This is a genomic window from Actinomadura sp. NPDC023710 (assembly GCF_040639875.1).
Taxonomy (GTDB): domain Bacteria; phylum Actinomycetota; class Actinomycetes; order Streptosporangiales; family Streptosporangiaceae; genus Spirillospora; species Spirillospora citrea.
Map to the genome: position 1 here is coordinate 18324 of NZ_JBFAGB010000044.1, position 18000 is coordinate 36323.

At 73.0% G+C, this 18000-nt stretch carries 19 protein-coding genes; 10 read left to right on the forward strand and 9 right to left on the reverse strand.

Features of this window, described 5'->3' with window-relative positions; genetic code table 11:
* Positions 1–45: 45 nt before the first annotated feature.
* Positions 46–1137, reverse strand: coding sequence for a redox-regulated ATPase YchF (gene ychF / locus AB0H37_RS36765; protein WP_179832756.1), 1092 nt, complete (start codon positions 1135–1137; stop codon positions 46–48).
* Between the two features lie 154 nt (positions 1138–1291).
* On the opposite strand from ychF, the gene rmuC reads away from it, so the two are divergent.
* Together rmuC and AB0H37_RS36775 are read left to right on the forward strand one after the other, a co-directional pair.
* The gene (rmuC, locus tag AB0H37_RS36770; RefSeq protein ID WP_360617260.1) at positions 1292–2671 is read left to right on the forward strand and encodes a DNA recombination protein RmuC; all 1380 of its coding nucleotides are present in this window, start codon (positions 1292–1294) and stop codon (positions 2669–2671) included.
* Positions 2668–3279 carry a DUF6542 domain-containing protein gene (locus AB0H37_RS36775; RefSeq protein ID WP_329094814.1) on the forward strand — a complete coding sequence of 204 codons (612 nt, stop codon included), beginning with the start codon at positions 2668–2670 and terminating at the stop codon, positions 3277–3279. The genes rmuC and AB0H37_RS36775 overlap by 4 nt, the downstream gene beginning before the upstream one ends.
* On the opposite strand, the gene AB0H37_RS36780 is transcribed toward AB0H37_RS36775, so the two are convergent.
* Positions 3276–4238, reverse strand: a complete 963-nt coding sequence (locus tag AB0H37_RS36780; protein ID WP_329094816.1) for a 4-hydroxy-3-methylbut-2-enyl diphosphate reductase — start codon at positions 4236–4238, stop codon at positions 3276–3278. The two genes, AB0H37_RS36775 and AB0H37_RS36780, sit on opposite strands and share 4 nt — an antisense overlap.
* A 139-nt stretch (positions 4239–4377) precedes the next feature.
* Here AB0H37_RS36780 and AB0H37_RS36785 point away from each other — a divergent pair, with 139 nt between their 5' ends.
* Complete coding sequence (locus tag AB0H37_RS36785) at positions 4378–5313, forward strand: hypothetical protein (RefSeq protein WP_360617262.1); 936 nt, start codon at positions 4378–4380, stop codon at positions 5311–5313.
* Between the two features lie 63 nt (positions 5314–5376).
* Here AB0H37_RS36785 and AB0H37_RS36790 read toward each other — a convergent pair whose 3' ends face one another.
* Both AB0H37_RS36790 and AB0H37_RS36795 read right to left on the reverse strand, forming a co-directional pair.
* Complete coding sequence (locus tag AB0H37_RS36790; RefSeq protein ID WP_329094818.1) at positions 5377–6657, reverse strand: MFS transporter; 1281 nt, start codon at positions 6655–6657, stop codon at positions 5377–5379.
* A gap of 20 nt (positions 6658–6677) precedes the next feature.
* Positions 6678–7103, reverse strand: coding sequence for a MarR family transcriptional regulator (locus tag AB0H37_RS36795; protein ID WP_308427249.1), 426 nt, complete (start codon positions 7101–7103; stop codon positions 6678–6680).
* A gap of 144 nt (positions 7104–7247) precedes the next feature.
* Between AB0H37_RS36795 and xseA the strand changes: the two genes are divergently transcribed.
* Together xseA and AB0H37_RS36805 are read left to right on the forward strand one after the other, a co-directional pair.
* The gene (xseA, locus tag AB0H37_RS36800; protein WP_329094823.1) at positions 7248–8456 is read left to right on the forward strand and encodes an exodeoxyribonuclease VII large subunit; all 1209 of its coding nucleotides are present in this window, start codon (positions 7248–7250) and stop codon (positions 8454–8456) included.
* 77 nt (positions 8457–8533) lie between these two features.
* Positions 8534–8770: an exodeoxyribonuclease VII small subunit gene (locus AB0H37_RS36805; protein WP_329094825.1), complete on the forward strand. Its 237-nt coding sequence runs from the start codon at positions 8534–8536 to the stop codon at positions 8768–8770.
* A gap of 3 nt (positions 8771–8773) precedes the next feature.
* Here AB0H37_RS36805 and AB0H37_RS36810 read toward each other — a convergent pair whose 3' ends face one another.
* Both AB0H37_RS36810 and AB0H37_RS36815 read right to left on the reverse strand, forming a co-directional pair.
* Positions 8774–9508, reverse strand: coding sequence for a DUF4245 domain-containing protein (locus AB0H37_RS36810; RefSeq protein WP_329094827.1), 735 nt, complete (start codon positions 9506–9508; stop codon positions 8774–8776).
* Between the two features lie 14 nt (positions 9509–9522).
* Positions 9523–10194 carry a TetR/AcrR family transcriptional regulator gene (locus AB0H37_RS36815; RefSeq protein WP_179832747.1) on the reverse strand — a complete coding sequence of 224 codons (672 nt, stop codon included), beginning with the start codon at positions 10192–10194 and terminating at the stop codon, positions 9523–9525.
* Between the two features lie 238 nt (positions 10195–10432).
* Here AB0H37_RS36815 and glpX point away from each other — a divergent pair, with 238 nt between their 5' ends.
* Positions 10433–11467, forward strand: a complete 1035-nt coding sequence (gene glpX, locus AB0H37_RS36820; RefSeq protein WP_329094829.1) for a class II fructose-bisphosphatase — start codon at positions 10433–10435, stop codon at positions 11465–11467.
* Between the two features lie 11 nt (positions 11468–11478).
* Here the strand turns inward: glpX and AB0H37_RS36825 are convergent, their stop codons facing one another.
* Positions 11479–12090: a DUF1707 domain-containing protein gene (locus AB0H37_RS36825; RefSeq protein ID WP_329094831.1), complete on the reverse strand. Its 612-nt coding sequence runs from the start codon at positions 12088–12090 to the stop codon at positions 11479–11481.
* 83 nt (positions 12091–12173) lie between these two features.
* On the opposite strand from AB0H37_RS36825, the gene AB0H37_RS36830 reads away from it, so the two are divergent.
* From AB0H37_RS36830 to AB0H37_RS36840, 3 genes are all read left to right on the forward strand, one after another.
* Positions 12174–13127, forward strand: coding sequence for an ABC transporter ATP-binding protein (locus tag AB0H37_RS36830; protein WP_179832744.1), 954 nt, complete (start codon positions 12174–12176; stop codon positions 13125–13127).
* A complete protein-coding gene (locus AB0H37_RS36835) occupies positions 13124–13936 on the forward strand; it encodes an ABC transporter permease (RefSeq protein ID WP_329094834.1) in 813 nt (270 codons plus the stop codon). Before AB0H37_RS36830 ends, AB0H37_RS36835 begins: the two co-directional genes overlap by 4 nt.
* Positions 13937–14024: 88 nt before the next feature.
* Complete coding sequence (locus AB0H37_RS36840; RefSeq protein WP_360617265.1) at positions 14025–15281, forward strand: MFS transporter; 1257 nt, start codon at positions 14025–14027, stop codon at positions 15279–15281.
* Here AB0H37_RS36840 and AB0H37_RS36845 read toward each other — a convergent pair.
* Together AB0H37_RS36845 and AB0H37_RS36850 are read right to left on the reverse strand one after the other, a co-directional pair.
* On the reverse strand, positions 15264–15497 hold the full coding sequence (locus tag AB0H37_RS36845; RefSeq protein WP_179832741.1) for a hypothetical protein: 234 nt from the start codon (positions 15495–15497) through the stop codon (positions 15264–15266). The two genes, AB0H37_RS36840 and AB0H37_RS36845, sit on opposite strands and share 18 nt — an antisense overlap.
* Positions 15498–15526: 29 nt before the next feature.
* Positions 15527–16945: a PLP-dependent aminotransferase family protein gene (locus AB0H37_RS36850; RefSeq protein WP_360617267.1), complete on the reverse strand. Its 1419-nt coding sequence runs from the start codon at positions 16943–16945 to the stop codon at positions 15527–15529.
* 113 nt (positions 16946–17058) lie between these two features.
* Between AB0H37_RS36850 and AB0H37_RS36855 the strand changes: the two genes are divergently transcribed.
* Positions 17059–18000 (forward strand): DMT family transporter, encoded by a 942-nt coding sequence (locus AB0H37_RS36855; protein WP_360617269.1) that lies wholly within the window; start codon positions 17059–17061, stop codon positions 17998–18000.

The following is an 18000-nucleotide window of genomic DNA, read 5'->3' on the forward strand; positions in this document are numbered from 1 at the left end:
CGGGGTCCGTCCGCCCCTGGCGGGCGCGGTCGGACGGTGAAGCGGTCAGACGTTGAAGCGGAACTCCACGACGTCGCCGTCCTGCATGACGTAGTCCTTGCCCTCCATGCGCACCTTGCCGGCGGTGCGGGCGGCGGCCATCGAGCCCGCCGCGGTCAGGTCGTCGTAGGAGACGATCTCGGCCTTGATGAAGCCGCGCTGGAAGTCGGTGTGGATGACGCCGGCGGCCTCCGGCGCGGTGGCGCCCTTGGGGATCGTCCAGGCGCGCGACTCCTTGGGCCCCGCCGTCAGGTAGGTCTGGAGGCCGAGGGTGGCGAACCCGATCCGGACGAGCTGCGACAGGCCGGACTCCTCCTGCCCCATGCCCTGCAGCAGTTCGAGCGCCTCGTCGTCGGGCAGCTCGATCAGCTCCGCCTCGATCTTGGCGTCCAGGAAGATCGCCTCGGCGGGCGCGACGAGGGTGCGCAGGCGTTCGCGCAGGGCCTCGTCGGTCAGCTCGCCCTCGTCCAGGTTGAAGACGTAGAGGAACGGCTTGGCGGTGAGCAGGTGCAGTTCGCGCAGGAGCTCCAGGTCGACCCCGGCCTGCTCGGCGCCCGCGAACAGCGTGACGCCCTCGTTCAGGAGCTTCTGCGCGGCGTTGACGGCGTCGACGACGGCGAGCTTGTCCTTGTCCTTCTTGGTCCGGGCCTCCTTGTCGAGGCGCGGCAGCGCCTTCTCGATCGTCTGGAGGTCGGCCAGGATCAGCTCGGTGTTGATCGTCTCGATGTCGCGGGACGGGGCGACGTCGCCGTCCACGTGCGTGACGTCCGGGTCCTCGAACGCCCGGATGACCTGGCAGATCGCGTTGGTCTCCCGGATGTTGGCGAGGAACTTGTTGCCGAGCCCCTGCCCCTCGGACGCGCCCTTGACGATGCCCGCGATGTCGACGAACTCCATCGTCGCCGGGATGGTCTTCTGCGAGCCGAAGAGCTCGGCGAGCACGGTCAGCCGCGGATCGGGCACGCCGACCACGCCGACATTGGGGTCGATGGTCGCGAACGGGTAGTTGGCGGCCAGCGCGTCGTTCTTGGTCAGCGCGTTGAAGAGCGTCGACTTGCCGACGTTGGGCAGCCCGACGATTCCGATGGAGAGGCTCACGGCCGTCAAGTTTATGGGCGCCCGCGGACCCCTCGGGCTGCCCGGAACCTCCGTGCGGCCTCCCCCTGGTGAACACTGGGCCAAATGTCCGGTGACGCGGGGCGCCCCGGCGCGTCGCGGTCGCCGATCGCGGACGCGCTGTCACGATGAGCGGATGGACCTCGCGCTGTTCGCCGGACTCCTCGTCGGCGCCGTCTTCGGCGCCGTCGCGGGGTACGCGCTCGCGACGAGCCGCCAGGGCGCGCTGATCGCGCGGGCGCGGGCGGCCGAGGAGAAGCTCGCCTACGCCGAGGAGCGGATGGCCGAGCACTTCGAGAACCTGTCGGCCAAGGCCCTGGACGCCAGCAACCAGCGGTTCCTGGAGCTGGCGGACGCGCGGCTCAAGGCGGCCGGCGTCGAGGCGGCCGGGGAGCTGCAGCGCCGCCAGCAGGCCGTCGAGCATCTGGTCGCGCCGCTCAAGGAGACGCTCGCCAAGGTGGAGGAGCAGCTCCGCGAGGTGGAGACGGGCCGCCGCGAGTCGCACGCCATGCTGGCCAAGCAGGTCGACTTCGTCCGGCAGAGCTCCGACCAGCTCCGGCGCGAGACGCAGTCGCTCGTGCGGGCGCTGCAGCGGCCCGAGGCCCGGGGGCGCTGGGGCGAGCTCCAGCTCCGCCGCGTCGTGGAACTGGCCGGGATGGCGCACCACTGCGACTTCGACGAGCAGGCCGGCGCGGTCACGGCCGACGGCACGGTCCGCCCCGACATGGTGGTGCGGCTGGCCGGCGGCAAGAACATCGTGGTCGACTCCAAGGTCTCGCTGGCCGCCTACCTCCAGGCGGCGGAGAGCGGCGACCCCGTACGGCTGGACGCGCACGCGCGGCACCTGCGCGACCATGTCGACCGCCTGTCGGCCAAGTCGTACTGGCAGGCGTTCAGCCCGGCGCCGGAGTTCGTCGTGCTGTTCATCCCGGGCGAGGCGTTCCTGGCGCCCGCCCTCGACCGCGACCCCGGCCTGCTGGAGTACGCGATGAGGCGGCGGGTCCACATCGCCACGCCGACGACCCTCATCACCATGCTGCGGACGGCGTCCTACGCGTGGCAGCAGGCCGCCCTCTCGCGCAACGCCCGCGCGGTCTTCGACCTGGGCAAGGAACTGTACGAGCGGCTGGGCACGATGGGGCAGCACGTCGACGAGCTCGGCCGCGCGCTGACCGGCGCCATCAAGTCCTACAACCGGACGGTCGGTTCCCTGGAGACGCGCGTTCTGGTCAGTGCGCGCAAGCTGAACGAGCTCGGAGTGGTGGACGACGGCCTGGAAAGCCCCCATCCTGTCGAGGAGAGCCCCCGCGCTCTGTCCGCGGCCGAACTGACCGCGTACGACGAACTTTTCGACGACGAGGACCATCTGCCTGATCGGGACCATTCCCGGCCTGGCCCCGCCGCGGCGGGTCCCGGCGGGCGCGTCCCCGAGCAGGGCGATCCGCGGAACGTCCAGGAGCGGAACGGGCCGGGGCGTGTGGGGGGTCCGCCTCCCATGGGGAAGAGGTGGCGATGAGTTCATCGACGGTACGCGACGCGCCGGGCGGCTCCTCGGCGTCCCCGGAGGGCCCGGCGCGGCGCCGGCGCGGCGGTGCGCCCCGCTCGGAGTCGGCCGGCCCGATCACGCTCACCGGGCGCGGCGGCATCGTGGTCATGTTCGCCGCCGGGGTGCTGTGCGGGCTGCTGTCGCGGTGGTTCGGCGTGCCGCTGCTGGCCGGCGCCGGGTTCGCGATCGGCTGCGCGCTCGCCGCGTTCGCGACCCGTCCCGCCGACCTGCTCACGCTCGTCGTCAGCCCGCCGCTGGTGTTCCTCGCCGCCACGCTCACGGTCGTGCTCGTCACCACGCTCGGCGAGGGCTCGCTGCTGCGCGGCGTCACGGTGGGCGTCTTCACCGCGCTCGCGGCCACCGCGCCGTGGCTGTTCTTCGGCACGCTGCTCGTGGTCGTGATCTGCCTGGCGCGGGGCGTCCTGACGAACGCCCGGGAGCTGCACGACAAGCTGGTCGGGGTCCGTCTCTTCGAGAAGGAGGAGAACGAGAACCCCGTCCGGTGGGACGACTCCCCCGGCACGCCGGAGGGCCGGCACGCCCGGGGCGACCGGCCGCCGTCCGGGGCCGCGGGCTAGACGGGCGTGATGCGCAGGTCCTTGCGGAGCTCCTTCGGCAGGGAGAAGCGCATCCTCTCCTCGACGGACTCGATCTCCTCGGCCTCGCCGTAGCCGCGCTCGGCGAGCCAGGCGAGGACGTCCTGGACCAGCTCGTCCGGCACCGACGCGCCGCTCGTGACGCCCACCGTGGCGACGCCCTCCAGCCAGGCCGGGTCGATGTGCTCGGCGTAGTCGACGAGGTAGGCGGCGTCGGCGCCGTGCTCCTTGGCCACCTCGACCAGGCGGACGGAGTTGGAGGAGTTGGTCGACCCGACCACGATGACGAGCTGGGCCTGCGCCGCCATCTCCTTCACCGCGACCTGCCGGTTCTGGGTGGCGTAGCAGATGTCGTCGGACGGCGGGTCCATCAGCTTGGGGAACCGCTCGCGGAGCTTCTCGACGGTGGCGACGGTCTCGTCGACCGACAGCGTGGTCTGCGACAGCCACGCCACCTTCTCGGGGTCGCGGACGGTCACGTTGGCGACGTCGTCCGGGCCGTCGACGAGGTGGATGTGGTCGGGGGCCTCGCCGGTGGTGCCGATGACCTCCTCGTGGCCCTCGTGGCCGATCAGCAGGATGTCGTAGTCCTGGTCGGCGAACCGGACGGCCTCCTTGTGGACCTTGGTCACCAGCGGGCACGTCGCGTCGATGGTGCGCAGGGACAGGCCCCTGGCCTCCTCGTGCACCACGGGCGCCACGCCGTGGGCGGAGAACACCACGATGGAGCCCTCGGGGACCTCCTCGGTCTCGTCCACGAAGATCGCGCCGCGCTCCTCCAGCGTCCTCACGACGTGCACGTTGTGGACGATCTGCTTGCGGACGTAGATCGGGGCCCCGTACTTCTCCAGGGCGATCTCGACCGCTTGCACGGCCCGGTCGACGCCCGCGCAGTAACCACGCGGCTTGGCGAGCAGGACACGGCGCTGGGTGGAGGTCATGGCTCCATCGTACGAGGGGCCGGGCTGTGACCGACTCCACGGCACGCTTTGCCAGAATTCCATTCACCCCGCGTGACCAGGGTCGCACCGATGGGGCAGAGTGAGGGGGACGGAGACGAGGCAGGAAGAGGAACGTCCGATGAGGAAATCGCCGCGCCGCGTCAGTGAGCAGGTCCGCGAAACGGTGGGTGAGCAGGTCCGCGACCTCCCGCTGCACGCCGTCCGGCTGGCCATGTTCGGCGTCGGCCGGGCACTGCTGCTCACCGACCGGGTGACCAGGGACTACAAGGAGATCACCGAAGGCGGCGGTGTGAAGCCGGTGGTCGGGCGGCTGCGCGACGACGTCCAGCACACGGCCGGCAAGGTCGTCGGGCTGGTCGCCGAGCGCGTCCGCGGTGAGGAGCCCGAGGCCGGGCCCGCGCCCGAACCCGTGCGCCGCACCAGGACGGCCGCCGCGCGTTCGGCGGCCACCGAGGAGATCTCGATCGGCAAGCCCGGCGGCGGGCCGGGCCACAGGCCGAAGCACGCCCGCCCCGGACCGCCGCCGAAGCCCGCCAAGCCTGGTGCGCTGGGCAGGCACCACGCCAAGGCGGAGGGCGAGGCCGGTCCGGCCGCCGGGCCCGCGCCGAAGCCGGTGCCGTCCGAGCCGAAGCCGGAGCCCGCGCCGCAGGCCGAGCCCGCCCCGAGCCCGAAGGCCGCCGAGCCCGCGCCCTCCAAGCCGAAGCCCAAGCCCAAGCCCAAGGCGGCCGAGCCCAAGCCGGCCCCGGCTGCGGAGAGCAGGGCCCCGGAGAAGAAGGCTCCGGAAGCGAAGGCCCAGAAGAAGGCCGACGAGGCGGCGTTCGAGCCGAAGCCGGAGGCCAAGCCCGCCGCGCAGGCGGAGGCCAAGCACATCGCCGAGGATCTGCCGGTGCCCGACTACGACAGCGCCACGCTGCCGCAGCTGCGCGCGCGCCTTCGCGGCCTGTCCGCCGACCAGGTGAAGCTCCTGCGCGAGTACGAGCGCAAGCACGCCGGTCGTGAGGACGTCATCCGCATGTACGAGCGCCGCATCGCCAAGCTCAACGGCCTCAACTGAGCGGCACGGAGCGACGGCAGGAGGAAGCCCCCGGAGCGCCCGGGGGCTTCTTCCGTTCCGGGGTCAGGCCGCCGCTGGGGCGTCCTGGAAGGTGTGGTCGATGTCGACCCGCTCCAGCGGCTCCAGGTGGCGGCGGCGCACCGCGAGGATGCCGATCGCGACGGCGCAGCAGGCCGCGCCGACCACGTACGGCAGGTTCGCGTCGACCTCCTCCGCGAGCCTCGTCGCGATGTACGGGGCGAGGGCGCCGCCCATCCACCGGACGAAGTTGTACCCGGCGGACGCGACGGGCCGCGGGCTGTCGGAGACCTCCATGGCGGCCTCGGTGAACGCGGTGTTGTTCAGCCCGATCGGGATGCCGGACAGGACGGTGCAGGCGATGATCCCGCCGTGCCCGAGGAACGCGAGCCCGAGCTGGAACACGATCAGCAGCCCCAGCGCCAGGTACATGACCCGGACGGTCCCGATGCGCCGCTGCAGCACGGGGGCGCCGAACACCGACGCCAGCGCGACCATCACGCCCCAGCCGAAGAACACCAGGCCGATGCCGTGCGCGCTCATGCCGAGGACGAACGGGGTGAAGGCCAGGATGGTGAAGAACGCGTAGTTGTAGAACAGCGCGGTGAACGCGGTGGTGGACAGGCCGCCGTGCGCCAAGGCCCGGATGGGCGCGCTCAGCCGGGTCTTCTCGGCGGGCTTCGGGGTGGGCTTGAGCAGCGTGGCGATCAGCAGGAAGCCGACCGCCATGAGCGCGGCGGTGCCGAAGAAGGGGAACCGCCAGTTCATGTCGCCGAGCAGGGCGCCGGCGAGCGGGCCGAGTGAGATGCCGATGCCGAGCGCCGCCTCGTAGAGGATGATCGCCGACTCCGCGCCGCGCTTCCCCTTCGCGGGGGGCCGGTCCCCCGCACCCTCCGGGTCGCCTCCGGCTCCGCCAGAGGCCGCACCCACGATGACGGCGAGCGCGGTGGCGACGAAGAGGGCGTTGCCGAGGCCCCAGCCGGCGCGGAAGCCGACGAGCTGCCCGACGGTCCCGGACGTCCCGGCGAGGGCGGCGAACGCCACCACGATCGCCAGGCCGATCAGCAGCGTCCTGCGTCCGCCGATCCGGCTGGACACCCAGCCGGTGACCAGCATCGCCACCGCGGTGATCAGGAAGTAGCTGGTGAACAGCAGGGACACCTGGCTCGGCGAGGCGTCCAGATTGGCCGCGATCGCGGGCAGGATCGGGTCGACGAGGCCGATGCCCATGAAGGCGACGACCGCGGCGAAGGCGGTCGCCCACACCGACGTCGGCTGCCTGAGGATGCCGCCGCCCTTCGGGGTCGCCGAGGGCTTCGCGTGCATGAGTACCTCCGTGTGCTGGTTCAGGGTGCGCCGAAGAGCTTGTCGAGGGCGGGCAGCGCCGCGGCGACCGCCGCGCGCTCCCCGTCCGTCAGCTCCGCGAACCGCTCGGCGAGGAAGCCGATCCGGCGCTCGCGCCCGGCGGCCAGCCGGTCGCGTCCCGGCCCGGTGAGCCGGGCGGTGACGACGCGGGCGTCGGCGCCGCTCCGGCCGCGCGCGACGAGCCCGTCGCGTTCGAGCCGGTTGATCTGCGCCGTCATGGTCGGCAGCCGGACGCCGTGCTCGGCGGCCAGCTCGGTCATCCGCCGCGGCCCGTGCTCCAGGGAGCCGAGCACGGACAGCTGCTGGCTGGTGATCGGCTGGTCGGCGCTGACCTGCCGGAGCATCAGCACCACGTGGCGCAGGCGCCGGTTGAGCTGCTCGGCGAGCTCGCGTTCGGATGCGGTCACGGTGTCTCCTCGGAATTACTTAGCCAGTCTAAGTTAGCTTGGCTAATGTTTGGTGGCCCGACGCATGTCTCTTCGGTCACACGGATTCTGCCGGTGCGGGCGGCGTGCGGACCGGCGGCCCGGCCCGCGCCGTAGGCTGCCTGCATGGCGATGGAGACCACTGCCGAATCCCCGGTTCCGGTGCGCACCGTGCTGCAGGCGGTGAGCGGGTGGATCGGCAGGCTCGGCCGCATCTGGGTGGAGGGTCAGATCACCGACCTCAACGCCCGCGGCGGCACGGTCTACATGACGCTCCGCGACCCGGTGGCGAACATGTCGGTGCGGGTCGTCGGCCCGCGCGCGGTGTTCGAGGCCGCCGGGCCGGCGGTCACCGACGGGGCCCGCGTCGTCGTGCACGCCAAGCCCGACTTCTGGATCAACCGCGGGACGTTCTCGCTCAGCGTGCTGGAGATCAGGCCGGTCGGCGTCGGCGAGCTGCTGGCCCGGCTGGAGCGGCTCAAGCGGGTGCTGGCGTCCGAGGGGCTGTTCCGGCCCGAGCGCAAGCGCCCGCTGCCCTTCCTGCCCGGCCGGATCGGGCTGATCTGCGGGCGCGACTCCGACGCCGAGCACGACGTCCTGCAGAACGCGCGGCGGCGGTGGCCGGCGGTGGCGTTCCGGGTGGAGAACACCGCGGTGCAGGGTTCGTACGCGGTCGGCGAGGTGATGGAGGCGCTGCGCGCGCTGGACGCCGATCCCGAGATCGATGTGATCATCATCGCGCGCGGCGGCGGCGCGATGGAGGACCTGCTGCCGTTCTCCGACGAGGCCCTCGTCCGCGCGGTCCACGCCGCCCGCACGCCGGTCGTCAGCGCGATCGGCCACGAGCAGGACAGCCCGCTCCTGGACCTGGTCGCCGACGTCCGGGCCTCCACCCCGACCGACGCCGCGAAGAAGGCCGTGCCGGACGTGCGGGAGCAGCTCCAGCTCGTCCGGCAGTTGCGCGACCGCGGGCGGCGGTGCCTGTCCGGCGCGGTGGAGCGGGAGCTGGCGTGGCTGCGGTCGGTGCGCTCGCGACCCGCGCTGGCCGACCCGGTGCGGGAGATCGAGCGGCAGTCCGAGCAGGTCGCGGCGCTGCGCGACCGGACGCGCCGGTGCCTGTCGGCGGCGCTGGACCGGGCCGGGGACGAGCTCGGGCACACCCGCGCCCGGCTGCTCGCCCTCTCCCCCGCCGCGACGCTGGAGCGCGGGTACGCGATCGTCCAGCGGGAGGACGCGTCGGTGGTGCGGGAGGCGGCGTCGGTCAAGGACGGCGAGCGCCTGCACGTGCGGCTCGCCGACGGGCGGCTCGGTGTGAGCGTGACCGAGCGGGAATGAACCGCGGGTCGCCGACCGAACCGCGAGTTGCCGACCTGGGGGACGGGAGGTCCCCCCGGGGATGAGAGGGTGGGCCGGTGGCGGACGAGAAGGGGACGGCCGAGAAGCCGTCGTACGAGCAGGCGCGGGACGAGCTGGCCGAGGTGGTCAAGCGGCTGGAGGCGGGCGGCCTGACGCTGGAGGAGTCGCTCGGCCTGTGGGAGCGGGGCGAGAGGCTCGCCGCCGTCTGCGAGGAGTGGCTGGAGGGCGCCCGCGCCCGGCTGGCCGCGGCCCTGGAACGGCCGGGCGACGGCGACGCCGCCGCCCCGTTCTGAGGCTCAGGAGGCCGGTGTGACCGTCACCGGAGGCGTCGGCCCCCCGGTCTTCGCCTGCTCCTTGAGCGACCCGGCCAGGACGGCCAGCTCCGTGTAGGACGCGGTGCCGGTGACGACGATACTGGCCCCGTCCGGAAGCGTCCGGGCGAGGGAGTTCGCCTTCTTGTCCTTGCGGTGGTACTTGGTCCAGGCGACGCCGTTCACCTGCTGCGTCCCCACCGGCCGGCTGCTGTTGGCCATGCGCGGGACGTACTGCGACGCCTTCTCGTTGCTCTGCTCCAGCGCCGCGTACTCGTCGCTGGGCGTCACGAACCCCAGATGCCAGGCGACGGGGTCCTTGCCGTCGGCGTCCAGCCCGTGCACCCGCGAGCTGTTGGGACGCCAGGTGGCGGGCAGCCCCTCGGGCGCGTGGACGGTGAAGGGCGCGTCGTTGCGCATCACCCACAGCTGCGAGCCGTAGTCGACGGTCGGCAGGACCTCCTCGTTGCTGCGCGGCGTGACGACGTAGATCGCCAGCACGATCAGCAGGCAGGCGCCCATCGCCATGGTGAAGCCGCCGAGCCCCGTGGTCAGCCGCTTGTACACGCCGGGGCTCACCTCGACCACGGGCCGTCCCGCGGGCGCGGCCGGCTCGGGGCGTGCCTGCGGAGCATCCGTCTCGGGGCGGTCCGCGGGCGCGTCCGCCTCGGTCTGGACGGCCTCGGCGTCCGGGGCGGAGGATGGGGTCTTGTCGGTCACCCCTCCAGGATCCCCTACCCCTGGCGCTGCTCCGTACCGGGGTTGCGGATCGTGCCGACGATGGCCATGGTCCTGTCGGCGAGCCTGCGGGCGGCGTCCTCGTCGTCCAGCAGCGAGATCTCCGACACCGCGCCCGCCATCGCGCCCGTCAGCACCGTGACCAGGGCCTCGTCGACGCCGCCGTCGGCGGTGTGGAACAGGGCGGCGTTGCGGCTGGCCCACTTGTTCAGCCGCTGGCGCATGACCCGGTCGAACCCGGGGGGCCCGTCGCCGGAGATGAACAGCCGGGCGACGTCCCGCTCGTCGAGGCAGCCGTTGAGGTAGGCGCCCGCGCCGGCGATGAACTGCCGCATGGGATCCTTCTCGCCGGCCTCCCGGACGGCGTTGATCGCCTCGCGGGTGCGCTCCTGCTGGCGTCCCTGGAAGTCCTCGAACAGCGTCAGGTACAGGTCCGCCTTGCCGTTGAAGTGGTGGTAGAGGCTGCCCACGCTGGCGCCGGCCTTGGCGACGATGTCGGTCACCGCGGCCTGGGCGAAGCCGGACTCGCAGAAGACGTCCCTGGCCGCGGCCAGCAGGGCGCCGCGGGTGGCGGCCCCGCGGTCGGAGGTCCGCGCGGGGCCGTCGGCGGGCCGCGCGCCCCCGTTCCGAGTCACCCCGCCGGACGGGACGTCGATGTCGCTGCTCATGACGCCTGAGATTACGCCCTCTCCCAGGGGGAAACGATCCCTTGTCCGTGCCGCGGTGGTTTCACGGCTCCGCATCCTGTACTCGTTTCACCCGCGCCGGCTCGTTTCACCCGCGCCAGGACACCTGTTCGACCCGTGCCCGGACGGCCCGCGGCCCGGCTGGTCTGGTCCAATTTGTGGCCTGCCATCCGGTCCACGGAGAATCCGAGGCACCACCGACCGAAGGGGCTGCCCCGCCATGTCCGATGAGACCACCGTTTCCTCCCCCCTCGCCACCGAGCCGTCGGCGCCGGACCGCAACCTCGCGATGGAGCTGGTCCGGGTGACCGAGGCCGCCGCCATGGCCGCGGCCCGCTGGGTCGGCCGGGGGGACAAGAACGGCGCCGACGGGGCCGCCGTCAACGCGATGCGCCAGCTGATCAACACCGTGTCCATGCGGGGCGTCGTCGTGATCGGCGAGGGCGAGAAGGACAACGCGCCGATGCTGTTCAACGGCGAGGAGGTCGGGGACGGCTCCGGCGCCGAGTGCGACGTCGCCGTGGACCCGGTGGACGGCACCCGGCTGACCGCGCTCGGCATGAACAACGCCATCGCGGTGCTGTCGGTGGCGCCGCGCGGGTCGATGTTCGACCCGTCGGCGGTGTTCTACATGGAGAAGCTGGTGACCGGCCCGGAGGCGGCGGACGCCGTCGACATCGAGCGCCCGATCGCCGACAACATCCGCGCGATCGCCCGCGCCAAGGGGTCCTCGCCGCACGACGTGACGGTCTGCATCCTCGACCGGCCGCGGCACGAGGGCATCGTCAAGGAGGTCCGGGAGGCCGGGGCGCGGATCAAGTTCATCCTGGACGGCGACGTGGCCGGCGCGATCATGGCGTCGCGGCCGGGCACCGGCGTGGACCTGCTGCTCGGCATCGGCGGCACCCCGGAGGGCATCATCGCCGCATGCGCGATCAAGGCGCTCGGCGGGGTGATCCAGGGCCGGCTGTGGCCGCAGGACGACGAGGAGCGGCAGAAGGCCACCGACGCGGGCCACGAGCTGGGCCGGGTGCTCACCACCGACGACCTGGTGACCTCCGACGACGTGTTCTTCGCCGCGACGGGAATCACCGACGGGGAGCTGGTCGACGGCGTCCGCTACAGCAAGGGCACGGCGGTCACGCACTCGCTGGTCATGCGGTCGCGCAGCGGCACCATCCGGACGATCTCCAGCGAGCACCAGCTGAGCAAGCTGCGCGCCTACAGCGCGATCAACTTCGACACGGCGGTGTAAGGGCCGGGCGCCTACCGGCCGCGGTTGAGGCGGTTGCGGACGCGGCTGCGCAGCGTGAGCTTCGGAGCGCGCGCCCGCACCGAACCGAAGATCAGCGTGCCGCCCACCTCGATGGTCGGGCCCTCGGCCGCGGGACGGGCCCGCAGGTCGCGGGTGCTGAGGATGGTGCGCCCGGTGACGTCCACGCGGACGCCCTCGGGGACCAGGAGCCGGATGCGGCCGCCGAGGACCAGCGAGTCGACCACGATGTGGCGGCGCTGCAGGACGGCCTCGCGCAGGTCAAGCTCGACCGTCCCGAACAGGGCCAGGAGCGGGAGCTTGACCGGGACGACCCAGCGCCCGTCCCGCCGGGTGCGGCCGAAGAAGACCGAGACCGGGCGGTCGTCCACGAGGATGGGCTGCGCCTCCTCGGGGCTGAGGTCGCCGGTCAGCCCGGTCAGCTCGCCCAGGGTGCGGGCGGCGAAGACGCGGGAGGTGCGCTCGGAGTGCTCCTCCATGGTCAGCCGCCCGTCCGCGAGGGCCTCGCCCAGGACGGCGGCGACGCGTTCCCGGTCGGCGTCGGACGCGCGCAGGTCGCGCACGTTGGTGACCTTTTCGGTCGCCGGGCGATGGGGGACGTCCACAAGGAAGAGCGTATCCCCCGGCGGGGACGGACCCGCGGGAAAACGGGTGGGGATTCGTCCCTCCCTTACCTAGTGTGAGAGGTATGACCTTGCACCGTGCCCAGATCGCGGCTGCCCGCGAGGGCACCGGCGCGGCGGCGATCAGCCTCCGCGGCGTCGTGAAGCGGTTCGGCGGCTTCACCGCCGTGGACGGGCTCGACCTGGACGTCCCCACCGGAATCTGCCTGGGGCTGCTGGGCCCGAACGGCGCCGGCAAGTCGACGACGATGAAGATGCTGACCGCGCAGGCGATCGCCGACGAGGGCACGATCCGGGTCCTCGGCTTCGACGTGCCCCGGGAGTCCAAGCGCGCGCGGGCGGCGATGGGGGTCGTCCCCCAGCAGGACAACCTCGACGAGGAGCTGACCGCGCGCGAGAACCTGGAGGTGTTCGCGCACCTGTACCGGGTTCCGCGCAAGGGGCGGCGCAAGGCGGTGGACGACGCGCTGGCGATCGCGCATCTCACCGGGCGGCAGCTGACCAGGGTGGACGGCCTGTCCGGCGGCATGCGGCGCCGGCTGCTGATCGCCCGGGGGCTGGTGCACCGGCCCGCGCTCGTCCTGCTGGACGAGCCGACCGTGGGCCTCGACCCGCAGGTGCGGGCCGAGCTGTGGGGGCTGATCGACGGGCTGCGCGCCGGCGGCACGACCGTGCTGATGTCGACGCACTACATCGAGGAGGCCGAGCGCCTCGCCGACGAGTGCGCGCTGATGTCGCACGGCAGGGTCATCGCGCGGGGCACGCCGTCGGCGCTGGTCGCCGAGTACGCGGGCGAGCGGGTCGTCGAGCACTACGGGCCGCCGGACCGGCTGACGGAGGTGGAGCGGGTCGCGCGGTCGGCCGGGCTGCCGACCCGCCGCACCGGGCCGTCGGTGTCGGTGCTGAAGGCCGAGACCATCGCGCCCTCCCTGGAGGACGAGCTCGGCCCGGACGGCGTCCGCCGCGCCTCCAGCCTTGAGGACGTGTTCGTGGTGCTGACCGGGGAGCGTGTGGAATGACCGCCCAGGCGGAAGCGGCCCGGCCCGAGCGGGCGCCGCGCCTGCGCCGGTTCGAGACGGCCCCGGTCCGCGGCATCTGGCGGCACGAGCTGGCCCTCTACAAGCGGTACTGGAAGTCGCAGTCGTTCGCCTCGATGGTGGAGCCGACGTTCTTCCTGCTCGCCTTCGGCTACGGGTTCGGCTCGATGGTCGCGGTGATCGGCGACTACCGGTACCTGGACTTCGTCGCGACCGGCGTCGTCGGGACGGCGGCGCTGTTCACCTCGGTCTTCCCGGGGATGTTCAACGGCTACATCAGGCGCGTGTTCCAGCACACCTACGACGCGATGCTCGCCGCGCCCGTGGACGTGCACGAACTGGTGACGGCCGAGGCGCTGTGGATCGCGGCCAAGTCGGCGGTGTACTCGTGCACCCCGATCATCGTGGCGCTGTTCTTCGGACTCGACCCGTCCCCCGGGATGCTGCTGGTGCCGTTCGTGACGTTCTTCACCGCGCTCGGCTTCGGGCTGTTCGGCATGTGGACGTCGTCGGTGGTGCCGTCGATCAACTCGTTCGACTACGTGATCACCGGCGTGGTGACGCCGCTGTTCCTGATCGCCGGGACGTTCTTCCCCGTCGAGGCGCTGCCCGGCTGGGCGCAGAAGGTCTCCTACCTCAACCCGCTGTACCACTGCGTGCAGCTGGTCAGGGACGCGGTGTTCGGCCTGAGCCCGCTCGCCGACCTCGGGCACCTCGGCGCGCTGGTGGTGTTCGCCGCGCTGATGTGGATCATCGCCGTCCGGGGCATGCGCAAACGCCTCATCGGGTGACGCTCCCCGCCCATTGACCTGGGGCGTACCCTGTCCCTACGCTGACGCGAATCTTCTTCACGTTATGCAGCCAGAGAGGTCGGGGCGCATGAGCGAGGGCACCACCGCCCGGGACCGCCGGGCCCGGTTCGCCGCGTACACGGCGTTCGCCGTCCAGGGGCTCTGCTTCGCCTCCTTGGTGACCCAGGTACCGAAGATGCAGGAGTCGCACCACCTCAGCGACGCCACCCTGTCGCTGGTGCTGCTCATGGTGCCGCTGGTCGCGGGCGTGGGGAGCGTCGCTTCCGGCGCGCTGTTCCAGCGGCTCGGCAGCGGCCCGGTGCTGCGCGTCTCCCAGCCCGCCGTCGCCGTCACGATCGCCCTGATCGGCCTCACCGGCGACAACGACCTCGCCCTCTACCTCACCGTCGCCGCCTTCGGCCTGTTCGTCGGGGCGGTGGACGCGTCGATGAACGCCCAAGCGATCGCCGTCGAGCGCCGCTACGGGATCAGCCTGATCACCGGGTTCTACGCGGTGTGGAGCATCGCGGGGATCCTCGGCGGCCTGTGGGCGTCGCTCACCAACAAGCTGGACCTGTCGCTGTTCACCGGCTTCGCCATCGCCGCCGCCGTCGGCGTCGCCGCCTCGCTCTCCACCGGCGGCCGCCTCTACCGCCGCGCGGAAGAGGGCGACGGGCCCACCCCCGAGGAGCTGAAGGCGGCCGGGCGCAGCGTCCCGTGGCGTCCGATCCTGGTCGTGGGAGCCGCGATGGCCGTCGCCTACCTGGCCGACTCGGCGATCTCCAGCTACGGCGCCAAGTACCTGGACGACGAGCTGTCGGCGAGCGACTGGGTCGCCCCGCTCGGCTACGTCGCCTACCAGATCACCATGGTCGTCAGCCGCGCCGTCGCCGACCTCGCCGTCCGCCGCTCGGGCGCCGTCAAGGTGGTGCGGATCGGCGGCCTGGTCGGCATCATCGGCATGATCGGCGTGGTCGCCGCCCCCAACGCGGCCCTGGCCATCGCGGCGTTCGCAGTGGCCGGGCTCGGCCTGAGCGTGATCGCCCCGGTGTCCTTCTCCGCCGCCGGGCGCGTCGACCCGACCGGTCTCGGCGTCGCCGTCGCCCGCGTCAACATCTTCAACTACGTCGGCTTCGTCCTCGGCGCCGCCGTGGTCGGGGCCATCGCCCCGCTCAGCGCCGACCACGGCCTCCGCATCGCCTTCATCGTCCCGTCGCTCCTGATCCTGGTCATCTTCGCCACCGCAAAGGGCTTCGCCGTGTCATCCCAGGGGGGCGAACCCTTGGAACCCGCTGTGTCCGCCCAGGAGGTCGACCCCCCTGGGGAATCACGCGTCTTCGGCTAGGGCCGTCACGGCGCGTTCGCCTTCTGTCTGGGCCTCCTCGGGAGACATGTCCTTCAGGGCTTGGCTGAGCGCCACTTCGGCGGCGTCGGCTGCGGCCCGGAGCGTCACGGCGTGCTCCTGTGCCCGTTCGAGGTCGCCCAGACCGACACAGTCGAAGGCCACCTGCGCGTCGTGGGCGGCCATCTTCAACTGCCGCGCGGCCTCTTCCAGACTCATGCATACCTCCTACACCGGGGAAGCGGTTCTTACCCTCCAGCACCGTGAGCAACCGCTTGACCCAGCAGTTGCGCGGCTTTGACCAGGCGGGGCTCCGGGAGGCTCGCGTAGCCGAGGACGAGCGCGGGGGGCGCCTCCTCGGCGCGGCGCGGCGACCACATGGCGCGGGCGCCCGCGACCGACACCCCGGCTCGCGCGGCCCGCTCGACGATCTCGTCCTCGTCGCATCCGCCCGGCAGCTCCACGTAGAGGTGGATGCCCGCTGAGACGCCGCGAACCCTGGCGCCGGGCAGGTTCTCGGCGAGCGCGCCGGCGAGGGCGTCCCGCCGGGCCCGGTACCGCCTCCGCATGGTGCGCAGATGCCGGTCGTAGCCCCCGCCGCGCAGGAACTCGGTCAGCGCGTACTGCTCCAGGACGGGCGCGCCGAGGTCGGTGTTGGTGCGGTGCTCCCGCAGGCCCTCGGCGAGGAACGGAGGCGCGACGGCCCAGCCCAGGCGCAGGGCAGGGGCGAGCGACTTGCTGACCGAGCCGAGGAGGACGACCCGGTCGGGGTCGATGCCCTGGAGGCAGCCGACGGGGTCGCGGTCGTAGCGGAACTCGGCGTCGTAGTCGTCCTCCAGGATCACGCCGTCCACGTCGCGCGCCCAGGCGATCAGTTCGGCACGGCGCGCCGGGGACAGCACGACGCCGGTCGGGTACTGGTGCGCGGGCGTGACGAGCACGGCGCGCGCCTGGGTGCGGGCGAGCGCCGCGACGTCCACGCCCTCCTCGTCCACGGGGACGCGGACGAGGCGGACTCCGGCGGCGGCCAGCATCGGCAGCTGCCGGACGCTGGTGGGGTCCTCGACGGCGAGCGCGGTGTGGCCGTCGGCGCGCAGCTGGCCGAGCAGGCCCGACAGGCCCTGCGCCACCCCGTTCATGATCACGATCCGGCCGGGGTCGGCGTGCGCGGCGCGCACCCGGCCGAGGTAGGACGCGAGCTCGGCGCGCAGGTCCGCGACGCCGGCCGGGTCGGGGTAGGCGAGCGCGTCGTGCGGCAGGGTGCGCAGCGCGGCGCGGGCGGCGGCGATCCAGCGCTCGCGGGGGAACGCCGAGAGGTCGGGCTGCCCCGGGGACAGGTCGTACCGGACCGCCGGTTCCGCCTGGGGCTCGGCCTGCCGGGCGGGTGGACGGGGCGGCGCCGCGGCCTCCTCGTCGGGGCGGGCCAGCGGCGCGATGCGGGTGCCGTCGCCGCGCCGCGCGATCAGGAAGCCCTCGGCGGTGAGCTGCTCGTAGGCGGTGACGACGACACCGCGCGAGACGTCCAGGTCACGGGCCAGATCGCGGCTCGACGGCAGCCGGGTCCCGGCGGTCAGCCGGCCGGTGCGCACCGCCGCGCGGAAGCCCGCGGCGATCTGCGCGGCCAGCCGCCCGGCGGACCGGTCGAGGGAAAGATGAAGGTCGGTCACATGACTCTCAGCGTCAGGGGGCGGGGTGGACGTCACGGCCAGGCTATTGGTCCACGTTCAGACGCATTGATTGGCTCTGTCCGGTGGTCCAACCGCGCCCTAGCGTTCGTTCCATGAACACCTCCCACAAGCGCGGCATGGCGGGCGCCGGGGCCGCGATGTCCCTCGTCGGCACCTTGACCGCCGTCTCGGCGACCATCTCCGGCTACCCCGTCTTCGGCGGCCAGGCGGCCCGGTACGCCGTCGCCGCGCTGGTCCTGCTGGCCGTGGCCCGCCTCGCCGGCGGGCCCGCCCGCCGGCCCTCCGTGCGGGACTGGCTGCTGCTGGCGGCGCTGGCGGCGACGGGGCTGGTCGCGTTCAACGTCTGCATCGTGCTGGCCACCCGGGACACGAGCCCGGCCACCATCGGCACGGTGATCGCGACGGTGCCGATCGTGCTGGCGGTGGTCGGGCCGCTGATGGACGGCCGCCGCCCGGCCCCGGCGATCATCGCGGCGGCCTGCGTGGTGGCGGCGGGGGCGGCGCTCGCGAACGGCCTCGGCGGCGGCGGCGCCCGCGGGCTGCTGCTCTCGCTCGGCGCCCTCGCCGGGGAGGTGGGCTTCTCGCTGCTGGCCGTGCCGCTGCTGCCGCGCCTCGGGCCGCTGCGGGTCTCCGCCTACTCCTCCGCGCTGGCCGTCCCGATGCTGCTGGCGGTCGGCCTCGTCGCGGACGGGACGGCGCTGCTGCGCGTCCCGACGCCCGGCGAGCTGGCCGGCTTCGCCTACCTGTCGATCGTCGTCACCACGATCGCGTTCCTGCTCTGGTACGACGCCATCGGGCGGCTCGGGGCCGACCGCGCCGGGCTGTGCGCGGGCCTGATCCCGATCAGCGCGGTGGTCACCACCGTCGCGCTCGGCCTCGACCGGCCGCAGCCGGCCGATCTGGCGGGCGCCGCCCTGGTCGCCGCGGGCGTCGTGGTGGGCCTGCGCGCCCGGGTCGCCCCCCGTGAGCCCGCGCCCGCCGAGCCCGTAATCTGTGAGGCGGCCCCCATCGGAATCGCGCGAGGATCTGCCTGA

What these genes read in the sequence shown, in the direction of transcription:
- rmuC (WP_360617260.1), top strand. Translation starts at nt 1,292, where the DNA reads ATGGACCTCGCGCTGTTCGCCGGACTCCTCGTCGGCGCCGTCTTCGGC.
- AB0H37_RS36775 (WP_329094814.1), top strand. Translation starts at nt 2,668, where the DNA reads ATGAGTTCATCGACGGTACGCGACGCGCCGGGCGGCTCCTCGGCGTCC.
- AB0H37_RS36780 (WP_329094816.1), bottom strand. Translation starts at nt 4,238, where the DNA reads ATGACCTCCACCCAGCGCCGTGTCCTGCTCGCCAAGCCGCGTGGTTAC.
- AB0H37_RS36785 (WP_360617262.1), top strand. Translation starts at nt 4,378, where the DNA reads ATGAGGAAATCGCCGCGCCGCGTCAGTGAGCAGGTCCGCGAAACGGTG.
- AB0H37_RS36790 (WP_329094818.1), bottom strand. Translation starts at nt 6,657, where the DNA reads ATGCACGCGAAGCCCTCGGCGACCCCGAAGGGCGGCGGCATCCTCAGG.
- xseA (WP_329094823.1), top strand. Translation starts at nt 7,248, where the DNA reads ATGGCGATGGAGACCACTGCCGAATCCCCGGTTCCGGTGCGCACCGTG.
- AB0H37_RS36815 (WP_179832747.1), bottom strand. Translation starts at nt 10,194, where the DNA reads ATGAGCAGCGACATCGACGTCCCGTCCGGCGGGGTGACTCGGAACGGG.
- glpX (WP_329094829.1), top strand. Translation starts at nt 10,433, where the DNA reads ATGTCCGATGAGACCACCGTTTCCTCCCCCCTCGCCACCGAGCCGTCG.
- AB0H37_RS36830 (WP_179832744.1), top strand. Translation starts at nt 12,174, where the DNA reads ATGACCTTGCACCGTGCCCAGATCGCGGCTGCCCGCGAGGGCACCGGC.
- AB0H37_RS36835 (WP_329094834.1), top strand. Translation starts at nt 13,124, where the DNA reads ATGACCGCCCAGGCGGAAGCGGCCCGGCCCGAGCGGGCGCCGCGCCTG.
- AB0H37_RS36840 (WP_360617265.1), top strand. Translation starts at nt 14,025, where the DNA reads ATGAGCGAGGGCACCACCGCCCGGGACCGCCGGGCCCGGTTCGCCGCG.
- AB0H37_RS36845 (WP_179832741.1), bottom strand. Translation starts at nt 15,497, where the DNA reads ATGAGTCTGGAAGAGGCCGCGCGGCAGTTGAAGATGGCCGCCCACGAC.
- AB0H37_RS36855 (WP_360617269.1), top strand. Translation starts at nt 17,059, where the DNA reads ATGAACACCTCCCACAAGCGCGGCATGGCGGGCGCCGGGGCCGCGATG.